This is a genomic window from Paraburkholderia sp. BR13439 (assembly GCF_040948805.1).
GTDB lineage: Bacteria > Pseudomonadota > Gammaproteobacteria > Burkholderiales > Burkholderiaceae > Paraburkholderia > Paraburkholderia youngii.
This window is the reverse complement of the sequence record NZ_JBFPKN010000022.1, coordinates 109,831-127,806: the sequence shown is the minus strand read 5'-3', so window position 1 is coordinate 127,806 and position 17,976 is coordinate 109,831. Positions and strand designations below refer to the sequence as shown.

11 protein-coding genes and 4 pseudogenes are annotated in these 17,976 nt (G+C 64.9%); 3 read left to right on the top strand and 12 right to left on the bottom strand.

What is annotated here, in order from left to right; translation table 11 throughout:
* Window positions 1–71: 71 nt before the first annotated feature.
* The 10 genes and pseudogenes from AB3X96_RS33310 to AB3X96_RS33265 form a co-directional block, all read right to left on the bottom strand.
* Entirely contained in the window at window positions 72–1,769 is a 1,698-nt protein-coding gene (locus AB3X96_RS33310) for an ABC transporter ATP-binding protein (RefSeq protein ID WP_368592997.1), read from the bottom strand.
* A 10-nt stretch (window positions 1,770–1,779) separates the two neighbouring features.
* Window positions 1,780–2,757, bottom strand: coding sequence for an ABC transporter permease (locus AB3X96_RS33305; protein WP_368592996.1), 978 nt, complete (start codon window positions 2,755–2,757; stop codon window positions 1,780–1,782).
* A gap of 45 nt (window positions 2,758–2,802) precedes the next feature.
* On the bottom strand, window positions 2,803–3,783 hold the full coding sequence (locus AB3X96_RS33300; RefSeq protein ID WP_368592995.1) for an ABC transporter permease: 981 nt from the start codon (window positions 3,781–3,783) through the stop codon (window positions 2,803–2,805).
* A 16-nt stretch (window positions 3,784–3,799) separates the two neighbouring features.
* On the bottom strand, window positions 3,800–5,404 hold the full coding sequence (locus AB3X96_RS33295; RefSeq protein ID WP_368592994.1) for an ABC transporter substrate-binding protein: 1,605 nt from the start codon (window positions 5,402–5,404) through the stop codon (window positions 3,800–3,802).
* 124 nt (window positions 5,405–5,528) lie between these two features.
* A complete protein-coding gene (locus AB3X96_RS33290; RefSeq protein ID WP_368592993.1) occupies window positions 5,529–6,884 on the bottom strand; it encodes an LLM class flavin-dependent oxidoreductase in 1,356 nt (451 codons plus the stop codon).
* Between the two features lie 42 nt (window positions 6,885–6,926).
* Window positions 6,927–8,276, bottom strand: a complete 1,350-nt coding sequence (locus tag AB3X96_RS33285; protein ID WP_368592992.1) for an LLM class flavin-dependent oxidoreductase — start codon at window positions 8,274–8,276, stop codon at window positions 6,927–6,929.
* 22 nt (window positions 8,277–8,298) lie between these two features.
* Window positions 8,299–8,643 (bottom strand): DUF3088 domain-containing protein, encoded by a 345-nt coding sequence (locus AB3X96_RS33280; RefSeq protein ID WP_368592991.1) that lies wholly within the window; start codon window positions 8,641–8,643, stop codon window positions 8,299–8,301.
* Between the two features lie 80 nt (window positions 8,644–8,723).
* Window positions 8,724–9,947, bottom strand: a complete 1,224-nt coding sequence (locus AB3X96_RS33275; RefSeq protein WP_368592990.1) for an acyl-CoA dehydrogenase family protein — start codon at window positions 9,945–9,947, stop codon at window positions 8,724–8,726.
* A gap of 295 nt (window positions 9,948–10,242) precedes the next feature.
* Window positions 10,243–11,832, bottom strand: a pseudogene (locus AB3X96_RS33270) (ABC transporter substrate-binding protein).
* A gap of 645 nt (window positions 11,833–12,477) precedes the next feature.
* Window positions 12,478–12,677 (bottom strand): annotated as a pseudogene (locus AB3X96_RS33265) (ISKra4 family transposase); the annotation flags it as partial.
* A 393-nt stretch (window positions 12,678–13,070) separates the two neighbouring features.
* Here AB3X96_RS33265 and AB3X96_RS33260 point away from each other — a divergent pair.
* Window positions 13,071–15,605: a penicillin acylase family protein gene (locus AB3X96_RS33260; protein WP_368592989.1), complete on the top strand. Its 2,535-nt coding sequence runs from the start codon at window positions 13,071–13,073 to the stop codon at window positions 15,603–15,605.
* 6 nt (window positions 15,606–15,611) lie between these two features.
* Here AB3X96_RS33260 and AB3X96_RS33255 read toward each other — a convergent pair.
* Together AB3X96_RS33255 and AB3X96_RS33250 are read right to left on the bottom strand one after the other, a co-directional pair.
* A pseudogene (locus AB3X96_RS33255) lies at window positions 15,612–15,785 on the bottom strand (IS5/IS1182 family transposase); the annotation flags it as partial.
* Window positions 15,786–16,028: 243 nt separating this feature from the next.
* On the bottom strand, window positions 16,029–16,805 hold the full coding sequence (locus AB3X96_RS33250; protein ID WP_368592988.1) for an arylmalonate decarboxylase: 777 nt from the start codon (window positions 16,803–16,805) through the stop codon (window positions 16,029–16,031).
* A 149-nt stretch (window positions 16,806–16,954) separates the two neighbouring features.
* On the opposite strand from AB3X96_RS33250, the pseudogene AB3X96_RS33245 reads away from it, so the two are divergent.
* Together AB3X96_RS33245 and AB3X96_RS33240 are read left to right on the top strand one after the other, a co-directional pair.
* A pseudogene (locus AB3X96_RS33245) lies at window positions 16,955–17,368 on the top strand (tyrosine-type recombinase/integrase); the annotation flags it as partial.
* A gap of 130 nt (window positions 17,369–17,498) precedes the next feature.
* On the top strand, window positions 17,499–17,768 hold the full coding sequence (locus tag AB3X96_RS33240; RefSeq protein WP_368592987.1) for a DUF1488 family protein: 270 nt from the start codon (window positions 17,499–17,501) through the stop codon (window positions 17,766–17,768).
* The last annotated feature ends 208 nt before the right edge of the window (window positions 17,769–17,976 follow it).

Here is a 17,976-nt window from a genome sequence, read left to right as displayed (position 1 = left end):
CGTCAGCGCAAAGCGCCGCGCATCTTGCCCATCGATGCGCGGCGCTTTGCTTTTCGCGCTCATTCTCGCGCTCAAGCCGCGATCGCCTCACGCGCCCGGCCGGGGATCGCTGCAAGCAACGCGCGCGTGTATTCGTGGCGCGGGTGACGCCAGATTTCGCTATGCTCGCCGCTCTCGACGATGCGTCCGCGCTGCATCACATGCACGCGATCGGCGATGTATCGCACGACCGAAAGATCATGCGAGATGAACAGCAACGACAGGCCGAGTTCCTGCTTCAGCTCGACCAGCAGGTTCAGGATCTGCGCCTGAATGGAAACGTCGAGAGCCGAAACGGGTTCGTCGAGAATCAGTAGCGCCGGTTCGAGCACCAGCGCGCGAGCAATGCCGATGCGTTGACGCTGGCCGCCCGAGAACTCATGCGGATAGCGTTCGAGCGCCGCGGCCGGGAGTCGGACCTGGTCCCAGATGCGCTGCACGCGCGACTGACGTTCTCGCGCGTCGCTCACGCCGTTGACGACGAGCACCGTGTCGAGAATCTGTCTGACCGTGCGGCGCGGATTCAACGACGCATAAGGGTCCTGAAACACCATCTGCGCGTGGCGGCGCAAGGGCCGCAAGGCACGCTCGTTCAACCCGAGAAGCTCGACGCCGTCGAGCCGGATCTCGCCCTGCGAGGCGGGCGCAAGCCGCATGATCGCGCGCGCGAGCGTGGACTTTCCGCAGCCCGATTCGCCAACGAGCCCTACCGATTCGCCGCGGCCGATGTCGAAGCCGACGCCGTCGACCGCGCGCAACGACGCGCGGCTATGACGCTGCCCATAGTCGACGCACAGCTCGCGCACCGCAAGCAGCGGCGCTCCACCCGCTGGCGCGGTCTCTGCCCGTGGCGCAAACGCCCGGACCGTGCGCGGCACGACGGTGAACACGGCTTCGCCTTGCGCCGGCGCGGCATGCCGGATCTCCGGCAAGGTCGACGAGCGATAGTGCGAATCCTCCGCGAGATTCAGCGAGGCCCCGAGCAGACCGCGCGTGTACGCATGCCGCGGCCGCGCAAAAATCTCCTCGACGCGCGCTTCCTCGACCTTTCGCCCGGCCAGCATCACCGCCACGCGATTCGCGTGATCCGCGACCACGCCGAGGTCGTGCGTGATCAGCAGCAGCGCCATCGACAGATCCTTGCGCAACGCGTTCAGCAGTTCGAGGATGTGCGCCTGGATCGTCACGTCGAGGGCGGTGGTCGGCTCATCGGCGATCAGCAGGCGCGGCTGGCAGGCGACCGCCATCGCGATCATCACACGCTGACGCTGACCGCCCGACAGTTCGTGCGGATAGTCGGTCACGCGACGCTGCGGCTCGGGAATGCGCACAAGATCGAGCAGTTCGACCGCGCGCTTGCCCGCGGCCGCCTTCGACAACGACTCATGCTGTCGCAGCGTTTCGACGATTTGCGCGCCCACGGGCAGCACCGGATTGAGCGACGTCATCGGTTCCTGGAAGACCATTGCGATGCGCCCGCCGCGTATCTTGCGCATCTCGCGCGCGTTCAGCGACAGCAGGTCCTGGCCGTCGAAGCGGACACTGCCCGTCACGCGGCCCGGCGGCGCGACGAGCCGCATCACCGATAGCGCGGTGGCCGACTTGCCGCACCCCGATTCGCCGACCAGCGCGAGCGTTTCGCCCGCCGCAATCTCGAAGCTGATGCCGCGCACCGCTTCATGCGCGCCGAAACTCACGCGCAGGTCGCGCACTTCAAGCAGATGGCTCACGTCGCCTCTCTCAGGTTCGTTGCCGCAGCCGCGGATTGAGCGCATCGTTCAGGCCGTCGCCGAGCAGATTGAGCGCGAGCACCGCGAGTACGATCGCACCGCCGGGCAGCGCGGTCAGATACCAGGCGGTGCGCAGCGACTCGCGCCCGGCGCCGATCATCGCGCCCCAGCTAACGACATTCGGATCGCCCATGCCGAGAAAGGACAGCGACGACTCGATCAGGATCGCGCTCGCCACCATCACCGACGCGGTGACGATCACGGGCGGCAACGCATTCGGCAGGATTTCCCCGCAGACGATGCGAACGTCGCTGAATCCCTGGCTGCGTGCGGCCAGCACGAAATCGGCGTGACGCAGCGCGCGAAATTCGGCGCGCACGATCCGCGCGACCGTCGGCCACGAAGCGATGCCGATCGCCAGCGCGATGACGACGACGTTGGGTCTGCCGATCGCGACGATCACGGTGACGAGCAGAAACGACGGCACCGTCTGGAACAGTTCGGTCACGCGCACCAGCAGATCGTCGACGAGTCCGCCCGCGTAGCCGCCGATCGCGCCGACCAGTGTGCCGACCACGAGTCCGAGCGCCGCGGACGCCGCGCCGATCAGCAGCGATACGCGGGTGCCGTGCGCAATGCCGGCGGCCACGTCGCGTCCCAGCGAATCGGTGCCGAGCCAGTACTGCGGATCGGTGCCGGGCCATTCGAACGGCGCGCCGACCATGTCGAGCGGATCGCCGGGAAAGAGGCGCGGCGCTAGCAGAGCGAGCGCGATGAACGCGGCGAGCAGCACGAGTCCGGCGCAGGCGGATGGGTTGCGCAGCAGCGCACGCCATGCGCCTGCGCCTGTGCGGCGAGGTGCATCCGCGATTGGTCCGCCAGCGCGGCGGCCGAAAAGCGCGCCCGCGAGCTGACGCCGCCACGGCGAGTGCACTGGCGCGTCCTCGGCGGCTACCGGTGAATCAAAATCGGAGGAATCGGTACTCATGGCAGGTCCCTTCACAAACGATGGATACGCGTCACCTCTCACGCATCACGCGATGCGCGGATCGAGCCATGCCTGGAGCAGATCGACGAGCACGTTCGCGACGATCACGAGCAGCGACGACAGCAGCAGCACGCCGAGCAGCACGCTGAAATCGCGCGCGAGCACGGCGTCGAGCGCGAGCCGCCCGAGGCCCGGCCAGCTGAAGACCGTCTCGGTGACGGCCGCGCCGCCAAGCAGCGTGCCGAAGTGCATACCGACGATGGTCGTGAGCGGCATCAACGCGTTGCGCAGAACGTGGCGAACCGTCACGCGCCACGGATGCAGGCCCTTCGCATGCGCGGTGCGCACGAAATCCTGGCGCTGCACTTCGAGCATCGCCGCGCGCGTGAGCCGCGCATAGATCGCGACGAAGAACGTCGCGAGCGTCGCAGCGGGCAGCAGCACGTGTTTCGCAAGATCGGCGAAATACGCGCCGCCGTGCAGGTTCGCGCCGATCGTCAGGTTGCCGCCGCTCGGCAGCCAGCCGAGATGCACGGAAAACAGCACGATCGCAAGCAGGCCGATCCAGAAGCCCGGCGTCGAATAAAACAGCAGCGCCAGCACCGACAGCGCGCGATCGGGCCACCTGCCCGCCCAATGCGCCATCACGGCCCCCAGCACGATGCCGGCGACGAGCGCGAGCGACAGCGCAACCCCCATCAACAAAAGCGTGTTCGGCAGACGCGACAGGATCAGTTGCATCACCGGCATGTCGTAGCGCGGCGAATAGCCGAGGCTGAAGTGCGCGAGATGCGACAGGTAGTTCCATAGCTGATGCAGCAGCGGCTGGTCGAGGCCGAACTTCGCGCGCAGCATCGTCATCGTTTCGGCGGTGGCGGACCCGGCTTCGCCGGCGAGCACATCGGCGGCATCGCCCGGCATCAGCTTCAGCAGCAGGAAGTTCAGCACGACGATGCCGAGCACCGTCGGCAGCGCCTGCCATGCGGTTCGGCGCAGAATCGTCTGCCAGCGTGCGCGTCGTGTCATGGGATGGTCCTCGTGCTCAGGCGCTCAGGTATACATCGGCGAAATTGCCTTCGAGCCCTTGCGCACTGACCGTATGGTCATGCACGCGGCGGTTCGCGAGCGTCACCATGCGCGGCGCGACCAGATTCAGGATCGGCAGATCGCGATAGACGGTTTGCTGGAAGTCGCGATAGAGCGAAACGCGGCGGCTCTCGTCGGGTTCCGTCGACGCCGCTTCGAGCAGCCGGTCCACTTCCGGGTTGCTGTAGTGCGGCGCATTCGAGAACGGCACGCCGGGCCGGATGTTTTTCGACCAGTACAGACGCTGCACCCCGACACTCGGATCGAACAACGTATTCACGCCGATGCTCGTGAAGTCGAATTCGCGATCCGTATAGACGCGCTTCAGAAACGACGGCAAATCCTGGGCGCGCACCGTCACATCGATGCCGACACGCGCAAGCGCCGACTTCACGTAGTCGGCCTGGCGGCGATACATGTCGCCGTAGGGCAGATAGTCGTGCGTCAGTTGAAAGCGCACGCCGCCGGCGCTGCGCGGATGTCCCGCCGCATCGAGCAGCTTCTCGGCCGCGGCGGGGTCGTACGCATAAGGCGCAAGCTGGGCGTCGTGATACGGCGAGGCGGGCGTGATCGGCGTCGGCGACAGATCGGCATAGCCATAGGCCACTGTCTTCTGCACCACCTGCGCGTTGATCGCGTGCGCGATGGCCTGGCGCACGCGCAGATCCTTCAGGATCGGATGGTCGAGATTGAAATCGACTTCGGACAAGGGCTGCAGAAAGCGGTAACCCCGCGTCTCGATGGCGAGCTGCGGCAGCTGCGTGAGCCGCGGCAAATCGGTCAGCGGCACCGGATTCTCACCACCCAGATCGAGCGCGCCGGTCTCGAATGCCGCCGAGCGCGCGGCCGGGTCCGGAATGACCTTGTAGACGAGCGAATCGATGTAGGGCTTGCCCGTGTCCCAGTAGTCCGGATTGCGCTCGTAGACGATGCTCGCACCGCGCGTCCACGTCTTGAAGCGAAACGGTCCGGTGCCGATGGGCGCATTGTTGTGCGGGTTCGTCAGCGGGTCGCCGCTGTCGTACAGATGCTTCGGCACGATCGGCGACTCGCCCGCTGAAAGCGCCTTGATCAGAAACGGCGCCGGTTTGGTCAGCTCTATAGTGACGGTGCGCGCATCGGGCGTCAGCACCTTCGACACGTTGGCGAAGGTGCTGCGTCCGCGCGGATGCACTGTCTTGAGCAGCTCGATCGAGAACGCCACGTCTTGCGGCGTGAACGGCTTGCCGTCGTGCCAGCGCACGTTTTGCCGCAACGTGAACGTGTAGCGCAAGCCATCGGGACTGATGCTCCAAGCCGTTGCAAGCTGCGGCTTCGGCTTGAGGTCGAAGTCGTAGGCGAGCAGCCCCTCCAGCACTTTCGAACTCGCCGCGAGCGCCGGGCCGGTGGTCTGGAAGATCGACACGAGCACCGGCGGCTCGGGATTGATCAGCACGTTCAGCGTGCCGCCGCGAGGCACGGCTGGCGTCACGGTCTGTGCGCGCGTCGCGCCAGGCAAGCCGAGGCCGGCCAATGCCGAACTGGATGCAATCAAAAATTCGCGTCGCGTCAAACGGGCCATTCGGTCGGGTTCCTTGCGGGATCGATGGGGAGTGAATAGCTCGTCATCCTAGCAACGGCCACGGCCACGGCGAACCAAGCGATGGTGCTATCGATATGACGTTGCGCGTCGCTGCCAGCTGATTTCAATCCGTCACGGCTTGGCGCTGATAGCGCGACACCGGCTGCCGCAAGCCGAGATGCTCGCGCAACGTGCGGCCTTCGTATTCGTGGCGAAACAAGCCTCTGCGCCGCAACTCCGGCAGCACGAGCCGGATGAAGTCGTCGAGACTGTTTGGCAGCAACGCCGGCATCACGTTGTAGCCGTCTCCGCCGTAATTGACGAAGCGCTCCTCGAGCGCATCGGCGATCTGCCCGGCCGTGCCGACCAGTTGCCAGTGCCCGCGCGCGCCGGCCACCCGCAGATAAAGCTCGCGGATCGTCAGATTCTCACGCCGCGCCAGTTCGAGAGTCAGCGATTGACGGCTCTTGCTCGCGTTCGTTTCGGGCAGTTCGGGAATCGGACCGTCGAGCGGGTAGCCCGACAGATCGAAGCCGCCTGTAAGCGTGGACACCAGCGAAAGACCAACCGCCGGGTCGATTAGCGCCTGCAGCGCTTCGAACCTTTCCCGCGCCTCTGCCTCGGTCTTGCCGACGATCGGCATCACGCCCGGCATGATCTTCAGGTCGTCCGCTTCGCGCCCGTACTGCGCGAGGCGGCCCTTCACGTCCGCGTAAAACGCGACTGCGTCGTCGAGCGTCTGCTGCGCGGTAAAGATGACTTCCGCGGTGCGTGCCGCGAGCGCCTTGCCCGCTTCCGACGATCCGGCCTGCACGACGACCGGCCGGCCTTGTGGCGAGCGTTCGACGTTCAGCGGTCCGCGCACGTTAAAGAACTCGCCGCGATGATCGAGCACATGGCGTTTGGCGGGATCGAAGTAGCGGCCCGCGGCCTTGTCGCGCACGAACGCGTCTTCGTCCCAGCTGTCCCAAAGGCCGTCGACCACCTCCGCGAATTCGACCGCGCGCTCGTAGCGCCGCGCGTGCGCGAGATGTTCGTCGAAGCCGAAGTTCTTCGCCTCGTGCGCGCTCGACGACGTGACGAGATTCCATCCCGCTCGCCCTGCGCTGATCTGGTCGAGCGACGCAAACTTGCGCGCGATGTGATACGGCTCGTTGAAGGTCGTCGAAGCGGTGCCGACGAGGCCGATGCGCTCGGTCAGCGCGGCCAGTGCCGAGAGCAGCGTGATCGGCTCGAACTGGGCCACATAGCTGTGCGCGGTGCGGCTCAGGAACTCCACTTTATCGCCGCGCGTGCCCGAGCCGTCGGCCAGAAAGATCAGATCGAACTTCGCGGCTTCCGCGGCCTGTGCGAGCTGCACGTAGTGACGAAAGTCGCGGCCGGCATCCGCGTGCGCGTCCGGATGACGCCACGCGGCGATGTGATGTCCGGTCGGATAGAGAAACGCGCCGAGGCGCAGATGTCCTTTACGTTGGCTCATGGTCCGTGCAAGTCGTTGATCCGGCGGTGATGCGGCGCAACCCTAGGCGCTGTCGCGCCAGCGTTGCGGGTTGTGGGGACGGCTCAGTCCGAGGTGCTCGCGCAGCGTCGTCCCCTCGTACTCGCTGCGGAAAATGCCGCGCTGTTGCAGGATCGGCACGACGCCATCGACGAAATCGCGCAATCCGCCGGGCAGCGCGTCGGGCATCAGGTTGAAACCATCGGCCGCGCCGCCGTCGAACCAGCGCTGGATGTCGTCCGCGATCTGCTCGGGCGTGCCGACGATCACGCGATGACCGGTGCCGCCCGCCAGCGCGCGGATCAGCTCGCGCACGGTGTGGCCGTGACGGCGCGCCTCGGCGATGGTCGCGTGAAAAAACGTGTGATTGCCGTTACCGCCGCCCGGCAGTGCGAGATCGTCGGGCAGCGGCGCGTCGAGCGTCAGGCGCTCGACGTCGATGCCGAGCGTACCCGCGAGGCGATTCAGGCTGTAGCGCCACGGAATCTGCTCGACGAGCTCATCGCGCCGGCGCAGCGCCTCGCTGTGCGTCGCGCCGATGATCGTCGTCAGACCGGCGAGCACCTTGACGGCCGCGCGGCCATAGGCGGCTGCCCGCTCGTTCAGATCGCGCCGGTAAGCCGCCGATTCCTCGAACGATTGCGACGCTGAAAAGACCGCTTCAGCATGACGCGCTGCCAGTTCCCGGCCGTCCGCCGAAGCGCCCGCCTGCACCAGCACCGGATGCCCTTGCGGCGTGCGCGGCAGGTTCAGCGGGCCCTGTACGTCGAAGTAACGGCCACGATGCGCGATCGGATGCACTTTCGCGACGTCGACGAAGCGGCCGCCCGCCTTGTTGCCGACGAACGCATCGTCCTCCCAGCTATCCCACAGTGCCTTGACCACTTCGGTGAATTCGGCGGCCCGTTCGTAACGCTCGGCATGGTTCGGCACCGCGTCGCGGCCGAAGTTGCGCGCCGACGGCAGGTCCGCAGTGGTCACGACGTTCCAGCCGGCGCGGCCGTTGCTGACGTGGTCGAGCGTGGCAAAGCGCCGGGCGATGTTGTACGGCTCGTTGTAGCTCGTCGAGGCGGTGCCGATCACGCCGATGTGCGTCGTCGCCGCGGCGATGCTGGCGAGCAGCACCGTCGGTTCGAGTGCGGTAATCGGGCGGAAATCGATCTGATCGACGATCGCCGCATTGTCGGCGAGGAATACCGCGTCGAGCTTGCCTGCCTCGGCGATCCGCGCAACGTGAACGTAGTGATCCACATCGATGAACGCGCGCGGATCAGCCTCTTCGAGCCGCCATGCCGAAGGCACGAAACCCGAGTGCAGGATGTTGACGTTCAGATGCAGACGGCGCGGTGCGGCGCGTGCCGGAAGGTGGCTCATCGGCGATGTCCCCCGCTTTGGATCAATGTACTTTCGGAAAGCCGTGCCGCTCGGCGAGCAGATCGAGGATGCGGCGCGGATCGGTGACGAAGCGCCGCTCGCCGAGCGATTCGGCATCGGCGGGCGCTGGCTGCTGGTCGCCGAACACGAGCGCGGGCAGCCCCTGATGCGCTTCGTCGAGCGCTTCGATGACGGCCTTGCGGGGCCGCTCGAACGGCACGCGCAGCACGTCGAGTCGAGCGACGCGCGCGGGGTCGCTCGCGAGCAGCCCCTCGATCGGCGCGCCGTCCGGACAGATGAAACGTTCGCCCGGATGGCGCGGATCGGTGAAACCAGGTTCCAGCAGGATCAGAAGGTCTCGGCTCATTGCGTAGGTTCCCTTATGAATTCGATAGCGAACTTGTTGGAGAGCTGGCGGCGCGATTTCGCCGCCGCGTGCGGCGTCGGTTAAAAAACTCGCCCTTCCGTCAGATGCGTCGTCACGCCGTTCAGCTCGTAGTCGCCGATCACGCGCGCCTTATGCAGCAGCGGGTTGTGGTTGAAGATCGTGCGCAGATTGCGCCAGTGCCGGTCGAAGTTGTGCGCGCGCGACGTCGCCGACGCGCCGCCCGCCTCGAACATGCGCTCCGCCGCGTAGAGCGCGAGCTTGCTGACCACCAGTTGTGTGCGGGCCGTCGCCAGCGCACCTTCGAGCACGAGCGCATCCGCGTCGGCAGCGCCCTCGCGGATCGCCCGCGCCGAGCGCTCGAGCACGCGTGCGTTATCGCGCACGAGCGCATCGATCGTATGGCTGTGCGCGCCCAGATCACCGATCACCTGCTGGATGAACGCGTCCTCGCGTGCGGACGGCGCGGGGCTGTGCAGCGCGGGACGGCCATGCCGCAACACATAGTGCTTCGCATCGGTTATGACGTTGCGCACGATGCCCGCCGCCACCGCCACCAGATGCAGTTGCCGCAGTGCGCCGCCATGACGACCGACGAGCGTCGTCTGCACGCGCGGCGTCAATTCATCGTCGCGAACCAGCAGGTTGTCGAATTCGAGGCTGCCGCTTGCCGTCATGCGCTGTCCCATGCCGTCCCAGTCGTCGAGCACGCGCAGGCCTTCGCGCTTCACCGGCACGATCGCGAGCACCGCGTTGCCGTTCTCGTCGTGCAGGTTCAGGCGCGCGAAGTCGGAGAAAGCCGTGCCGGTCGCGTAGTACTTGCGGCCGCTCAGCCGGTAATGCGCACCGTCGCGGCGCAACTGTGTCGTGATTTCGCCGGGACGCGCAGTGCCCAGCTCGGTTGAAGCGCCGCCGAAAATCGCGCCATCGGCGATCCGCTGAATCTGGACTTCGTTGAACGGCGTGCGTGGCGACAGCCGCAACGCTTCGACCTGATCAAAGTGGATGCGCAGCGCGTGCGCGAGATTGCTGTCGGCGGCGGCCAGCGTCGCGATGACCTCGAACGCGTCTTCGAGCGAGCCGCCGAGGCCACCCCACTCGACCGGCAAGCGCAGGCGCCCGAGACCGGAGCGACGGAACAATGCGAAGCCGTCGAACGGCAACTCGCGGCGCGCTTCGCGCGACGCGGCGTCCGCGCCGATGGCGCTCGCAAGCGCGGGCAGCGACGCGAGCGCGGTCCGTAGCCGCTCGTGCGCGGCGGTGTTCTGTTGATCGGGTGCGGGCATTCGTCTTTCCTCGTGCTGGACAGGCAGACCGGCACGCATGTGCCGGGCGTCGACGTTTATCGATAGGACAGCATGTGAGTATAGGGATGCGTCTTTGCGCGGATAACAACCGATTTGCGCTTACGTTATTCGCGTGTCTGCAATGCGAAAGCGCTGCGGCGCGCAGCGCACGAAGCTGTGCGCACGCGGTGCGCAACCGAAGACATAGCGACGGTCGCATCTGCCTGAAAGATCCGGAGCACGCGGAAGCAGCATGCGAACGATGGGGATATCTCATGCCCGCCAGCTGCCGGCTTTACGGCTGAATATACAGATCGGCAAAATTGCCGCGCAGTCCCTCGCCCGTCGGTGCGTAGTCCTTCACCGACTTCGTCACGATCGTGATGTTGGGGTTCGCGCCGAACTCGATCGATGGGATGTCATCGTGAACGAGTTGCTGGAACTGTATGAATAGCTGACGCCGCTTCGCATCGTCGGTTTCGACCGATGCCGCTTCCAGCAGACGGTCGACTTCCGGGTTGGAGTAATGCGCGGCACTCGAGAACGGCAGCCCGATCTTGAAGTTTTTCGACCAGAACACCCGCTGCACGCCAACCGTCGGATCGAATGTATTCGACAGTGCTTCGAGCGTGATGTCGAAGGCGCGATCGGTGTAGGCCTTCTTCACGTAGGTCGCGAAATCGTAGCTTTCGATCTCGCCGTCGATGCCGATTCGGGCGAGCGATTGCCGCACGAAGTCGGCGGCTCGCGGGTCCTGGAACGGGTTGAAGAGCAGTCGCAGCTTGAAGCGCTTGCCGTCCGGTCCGCGTTTGAGTCCGGCGGCGTCGAGCGCGGCATTGGCCTGAGCCACGTCGTAGGGGAAGTAGTGAATATCGGCGTCGTGATACTTCGTGTTAGCCGCGCCGATTGCGGCAGCGGACACCTGGCCGTAGCCATACCAGACGACCCGGTTCAACGCATTGACGTCGACCGCCTGCGATATCGCCTTGCGCACCGCCTTGTCCTTCAGAACCGGCGTGTCGAGATTGAAGATCAATTGCTGGTGATTGCTGTTGTACGGCCAGTTCGTCGTGTCCACCTTGAAGTTCGGCAGCGTCGTGAAGCGCTTCACATCCGACAGCGGAATCGCCTGGTCGGCGAGATTGGCGGCGCCGGATTCGAGCGCCGCCGCGCGCGCAACCGCATCCGGCAGGAAGCGCACGATGATCTTGTCAATATACGGTTTCGGTTTGTCCCAGTAGTCCGGATTGCGTTCGAGAAGAATATGGCTGCCATGCACGAACGTCTTGTAGATGAACGGGCCCGTGCCGACCGGCGCGCTGTTGTACGGATTCGCTGCGACATCCGTGCCTTCGTACAGATGCTTCGGGATGATCGGCGATTCGGTGCCCGCTAGCGCGGTCAGCAGGAACGGCGCCGGCTTCGACAGTTCAATCACCGCGGTGTAGGGGTCCGGCGTTTTCACGTCGGTCACGTTCGCGAACGTGCTTCGGCCGCGCGGATGTACCTGCTTGAGCGTCAGAATCGAGAACGCGACGTCGGCGGACGTAAAAGGCTTACCGTCGTATCACTTCACGCCCCGGCGCAGCGTGAAGCGATACTCGAGCCCGTCCTTGCTGACGGACCACGCGGTCGCCAGCAGCGGTTGCGGATTGAGATCCTTGTCGTACGTGAGCAGCCCCTCGACTACCTTCGGACCAATCTCCGCGTTGCCGCCGGCAGTGGTCGTCAACGGCACGATCGACGCCGGCTCCGGGGCGACGAGCCATGTCAGGGTGCCACCGTGGTTGGGCTCGGCCTGCGCGGAAAGCATGCCGGCGCACATTATCGTCGAGCTGATCAATACGCCGAAAGCGTATCCGTACCACCTGTTTCGCAGGCTCATAGTTGATCCGTTTTGTTGAACGAAACCGCCCCCATCACTCAGTTAGCCCGCGCGCCGTGAGTTTGACAATATATGGCGCAAGCAGCGAACGAAGCGAACCGTCATGCTTGCGGGACAACTCTCTTTCCAGGCACGCAAGAGCGAGCGCGACGATCAAGACGGCGGCAAGGGTTCGTCGCCGCGCTCGCACCGTATCACCGCCCTGCACGCTCCAGACGCTGCCGGAATTCCTTTCCCGTCTGACGGACCAAGGCATTTTCAGCGCTCCGCGTTTCGTTCTATGTCAGGCAAGGCGTCGTTAGTTAGGCCGCCAACTTACGGACTTTCCTCCCGCGCATGTACGGATCTTCAATCAGATAGTCAATGGCCTCATCGCATTGTCATTCGCCCAGCGACTGGGATGGAACGAATTTGTTCTGATATCCAAAGCAGCGCCAGCGACCGTCGTCGATCGACATGCCCCTCTTCCGGCGGACGGTATCGGAAACCTCGAGCAATGCGTCAGGACTGGAAAGCAAAGAATAAAGAACCGTTTGTCATCGCAATAGGAGTCAGCCTCTAATTGCAAGATCGACCTCCGAAAGGCATCCCCTTTTGTCAGTAGATGCCGGGAGCGTTAAAAACCTTGGGGCTGTAACTCTGATGCTAGCCCGAACTGCTCCATAAGCTCGGCAGCTTCGCGTGACAATGTCACTTGGCGGCTCGCATCTCGCAAGTCTTTCGACTAGGTCACCGTTGATGACAGCACATCGGACCTGGGCAAGCAGATGAACTCCGATCGGCGACCAGCGCATCTGTTGACGCTTGCACATGCGCCGGTTCAACACCTGATTGACCGCAGATTCGGCCGTTGCGGTCGGGATAGGTTTGCCACCACCATGTCCTGCGCCGTAGTTGATCGTCGACCCGCCATTTACCTCGATGTATTCAAAAAGCTCTCCAGTCCGAAAGTCAAGCTGCGCCAGACTTTCCGCAATGCCCGGCGTCTTAGGCACAATTACCCGACAGATGGTCAGAATGCCCTGCATCCGCGCTTTCGCCTTCTCCCGCTCGGCATGCCAGAAGCACCAGCGGAGCTTGTCAACGCGGGAGATCAGCACGCCTCATTGCGGAGCGCGACGACGATCATTCTCCGGCTCCGGTGACGTCCACACATATTGTCTCTACACGAACATGCTATGGTCGTAAGGCATCGGCGATCAGATTGCCGTTGCAGCAAGCATTGGACGACCGCCTGCATGATCCACAATGATCCGTTCGAGCCATTCCCGCAAAAGCGGCGCCGCGCGTGGCCGCTGATTCTGCTGTGCGTCGTAGTCATCGCTTTGGCCGCGTTGGTGGTGGCCGCCGGGTTGACTCTGCGGGCGAGCCTGCCGACACTCGACGGCACGCGCGACGCACCGGTATCCGCAACGGTGACGATCGCGCGCGACGCGCTCGGGGTGCCGACGATACAAGGCAGCACACGTGACGACGTCGCGTATGCGACCGGTTTCGTTCACGCCCAGGACCGTTTCTTTCAGATGGATTTGCTGCGCCGGGTCGCCGCCGGCGAGATGGCCGCGCTCATTGGTCCGGCTGCGCTGGCGCTGGACCGGCGCGACCGGCCTATGCGTTTTCGCGAACACGCGCGGGCAGCGCTCCCCGCGTTGCCCGCAGACCAGCGGCAACTGATCGAACGCTATGCGGCGGGCGTCAACGACGGCCTGCACTCGCTTCGCGCGCGGCCGTTCGAATACTGGCTGCTGCGCACGCAACCGGTCCCGTGGCGCCCTGAGGACACGTTGCTCGCCGTCTATGCCATGTACATCGACCTGCAGTACGGCCAGGTCACGCATGTGCTGTCACACGCGGCGCTGCGCGAGCGAGTGCCTGCGGACCTGCTTGCGTTCCTGCTGCCCGCAACGAGTCGCTGGGATGCTCCGCTCGACGGCATGCGCGCATTCGCGCCGTCGCCCACCGCCCTGCCCGAGACGCCGCCGCCATGGCTGCCCGCAACGCGGTCCGCTGCGGACTTCGACAAGGAGGCCACCGGGTTATTGAGCGCCGTGCCCGGATTCATCGACGCTGGAGCCCCCGTCAATTCGATGGTCGGCAGCAACGGATTCGCGGTCGACGGTGCGCACGGCGTGGACGGGCGCGCGCTGCTCGCGAGCGATATGCACCTCGGCTTGTCGCTGCCGAACATCTGGTACCGGTTATCGCTGATCTATCCCGCGCCGGATGGCGGCGCGCGGCGCATCACGGGGGTGAGCCTGCCGGGCACGCCACTCGTCGTGGCCGGCAGCAACGGCCATATTGCCTGGGGGTTCACGAACAGCTACGGGCGGTTCATCGATCTCGTCGAATTGCTGCGCGACCCGCACGATCCGCTTCGCTATGACGTGCCCGAAGGCGGCTGGCAGAGGGCGCAGGTAATCCATGAGCGCCTCGACGTGAACGGCGGCGCGAGCGTCGATCTTCCGGTCGTGCAAACCCGCTGGGGGCCCCAGATCGTTGTTGGCCCGCATGCGTATGCCTTGCATTGGCTTGCGCAGGATCCGCAGGCGATCAACGTGAATCTTGTGCAACTCGAAAGCGTGTCGAACGTCGCCGACGCTTTGCACGCTGCGCAGACCTTCGGCGTGCCAACGCAGAACTTCATGGCGGCCGATGCGCAGGGCCATATCGGCTGGACGCTCGCCGGTCCCCTGCCTCACTTTGGCGATGCGGATGCGGATGCCACGGCGCTCGCCAGCTTCCCCTTCCGGTCCGATATCTATCGCGGTTGGCAGGGATATCTGCCGCCCGATGCGTATCCGTTGCGCATCGATCCGCCGGCGGGCCGCATCTGGACTGCGAACAACCGGACGTTGCCGCCGGACGAGGCGGCACGCATCGGCGATTCGGGTGCCGATCTCGGCGCACGTGCGACGCAGATTCGCGACGATCTGCTCGCCTTGCCGCATGCGACCGAGCGCGACATGCTGGCGGTGCAGACCGACGACCGGGCTTTCTGGATCGAACCCTGGCGACGTACTGCGCTCGACGCGCTCGACGCGACCGCTCTCAACGGCCATCCCGACCGCGCGGCATTCCGCCGGCTTGTCGAAACCTGGGATGGTCACGCGGATGTGACTGCAGTCGGCTACCGGCTGGTGCGCGCGTTCTACTACTCGCTGTACGACGCCTGGTTCGGTGCGCTCGACAGGCAAATGACCGCGATGGCACCCGAACTCAGCTATCGCGCGGCGAACTCGCGTTACGAGGCGACAATGGAGACACTCGCCGGCCAGCACGCGTGGATACCCGAAGGCTTCGCGGACTGGCGCGCGTTCGTGCTCGATCGGATCGACCGCTCGATCGCGCAATTGCCGAAGGGCACGAAGCTTGAAGATGCACGCTGGGGCGAGCACAACCGCTCGGCAATCGCGCATCCGTTCGCGCGGATCGTGCCCTCGTGGCTGCCGTGGGTGCGCAGCTGGCTCAGCACGCCGGGCGATCCGCTGCCGGGCGACATCAATATGCCGCGCGTGCAGTCACCTGTGTTCGGCGCATCCGAGCGTTTTGCGGTCTCGCCAGGGCGTGAGCAGGACGGCATCTTCGAGATGCCCGGTGGACAGTCGGGCAATCCGCTGTCGCCGTATTTCCTCGCGGGACATGAAACGTGGGTACGCGGCGATGCGGCGCCGTTCCTGCCTGGCCCAGCCGTGCATACGCTTAAGCTCAACGCGGCTGATGCCCATCAGGCATCCGTTATGGGCGGACCTTTGATCATTCATAACCTTCGCTGACTCATGGATGCTCTCCTCAATCTGCTTCTGGCGCTTGTCGACCTTGCCCTCGGTGAAGTTACGATCGCGTGTGTTGACTGCCTTGAACTTGCTGCCGTCGATGGCAACAAGCGCTTGCGAGAACAGCTTCAGCTCACGGCACAGGACGACGAAGCGGCGACATACGTTGCGAATGCCTTTAAACCGACTAGTCAGATGCTCTTGATGGCTCGACAGGCGGCTGGCGGTAAGCGGCCGCACCCGGCCAGCTCGCCGGCCTCGGCATCGGGCGGGATTGTGCAGGTCAGACACTGACGCGGAGGTTTGACGCGATAACGAATAACCGCTTGGGCAAGGATGCGGAGAACGGCGTCAGGCTGGCGATCGACGATGCCAACGCCGCACTGCTCCGGCAAGTGCTCGGGCTTCTGAATGACCGGCGCCCTATTCGCTCAACAGCACGCCATATCCCGGCGACCTCGCGGCGATGTTCAGCGTCCTCAAGCAGTACCACAACAGCGCGGCATTGCTGGTGATCACCGGGCGCCCGACTTCCACTTCGATCGACGCGATCACACTGCTCACGCGAATTCCCGCGCAACTGATCAGCAACGCGTCGTAATCGCGCGGCAATCGCATCGCGATGTCGGACCAAACCTCCGGCTCCAACGTGCCTTGCTCGAACGGCGTCCGGCACGCGCGGCTCGCTTCGGCGACGACGCTCAGCCCGCGTTGCTCGAAAAACGCCAGCTCCGCAGCCACCACGTGCTCGCTGTAGGCGGTCACCAGTCCGAGCTTCCTCACGCCGAGCGCATCGCACGCGGCGAGCACGGCCTCGATCGTCGTGACCGCCGCGATGTCGGTCGCCGCCTTCACCCGTGCATTGATGACGTCAGGACCGTTCACGACACCCGCCGCCGTGCAATTCGTCGCGATCAGGTCGACCTTCGCGTCGGCGAGCAGTTGCACGTGCTGTTCAATGTCGTCGATCAACGTGCGATCGGATTCAATCGAGGTGTCGCGAAACGGCAGACGCGTCGTGACGAATTGCACGCCCTCGGGCGCCATCACCTGAATCTCGAAGTCGCACAGGCCACCCGACGGATACAGATGTCCGATGTCGAGGCGACACCGGCGCTGCGTCGCTCGCGCCTTTGCACGCCAGAATCCGCCGATGACTACTACACGCAGGACGGCCCGTCGCCGATCTTCGCGCTGCAACTCGACTACGACACGGTGTTCGATCTAGAATCGCCGATCGCGGCGGGCGGCCCCTTGCAGGCGCTGGCCGCGGCCGATCTCGCGAGCCTCGCCGGCTGCCGCGTGGAGCAGCAGGCGATGCTGCGCCGCCCGTTTCCGGTCGCGGATGCGAACGCGCGCGTGCCGGCAGGCAGCTTGCCGTGCCAGTTCCTCGTGCACTACCCGGGCCCGAAACGCCGGTCATCGGCCGCCTCGAGGCGGACAGCGAGGCGGCGATCAGCAGCGCGCGGCTCTGGGGCGTGCTCAGGCTTTTCTTCCTGCTCGCCGCACAGGCGATCGAAGCCGATCATCCGCCGCTTGCCGAAAAACTGCGTCGCGCAAGTCCCCACTGGATGCGCCACACCCACGCGACGCATGCGCTCGGGCGCGGTGCGGAACTGACCACCGTCCGGGACAATCTGCGGCACGCGTCTGTGTCGACGACGTCGATCTATCTGCACAGTGATGAGGTGAAGCGGGCGCGGCAGATCGGGGAGGCTTTTGGTACTGACATACGCCGCCAGTCAGGGCACAACCGGCATTGAGAACCACTGGCTTCCACGCAGTCCGAAGCTGCGCGCCAGGACCTGCAACCCGCCCACTGTGCCCGCACCGAAATGCATAACCTGTGCAAAAATCATCGTGACCTGATCAGAAGCGCCGTCCTTGCCACCTATGGAAACCGTCGAACTGGAACCCCAGGTGCTCGCCAATCGTCTTGGCGTGGCATTTTCTCTGGTCTTCCAGAACCGCTCGGTCGAATGCATGATCACGATCACGACGCTGGAAGCGTATTTCTGGCTCGAGCCACGCGCAGGCGACGAGCGCATCCTCAAAACCTTCCGCGATGGCTACGGCCGCATACGGGCGATCGCTGAACGGAAACTGCTCGCCCATCCCGTTGCACGACTTGAACTGACACTGGCAGATTTCTCGCGCCGCTGAGACACCGGTTTTTTCGCCGGTGATGCATCCTTCGGCTCACATTCCCAGAATCAACTCCGACAGTGCGTGTGATTCGTCTGCAGGTAGCCGAACGATCTGTTCGCGACTCGCAAGTGCAGGCGCCGTGATGGAGCTTCCTAGCGGGTGGTAATCAGGTGCATCCCGCCGCGACGACAGTCCGGATTGGCCATCTTTTGGCAGCTGGCTT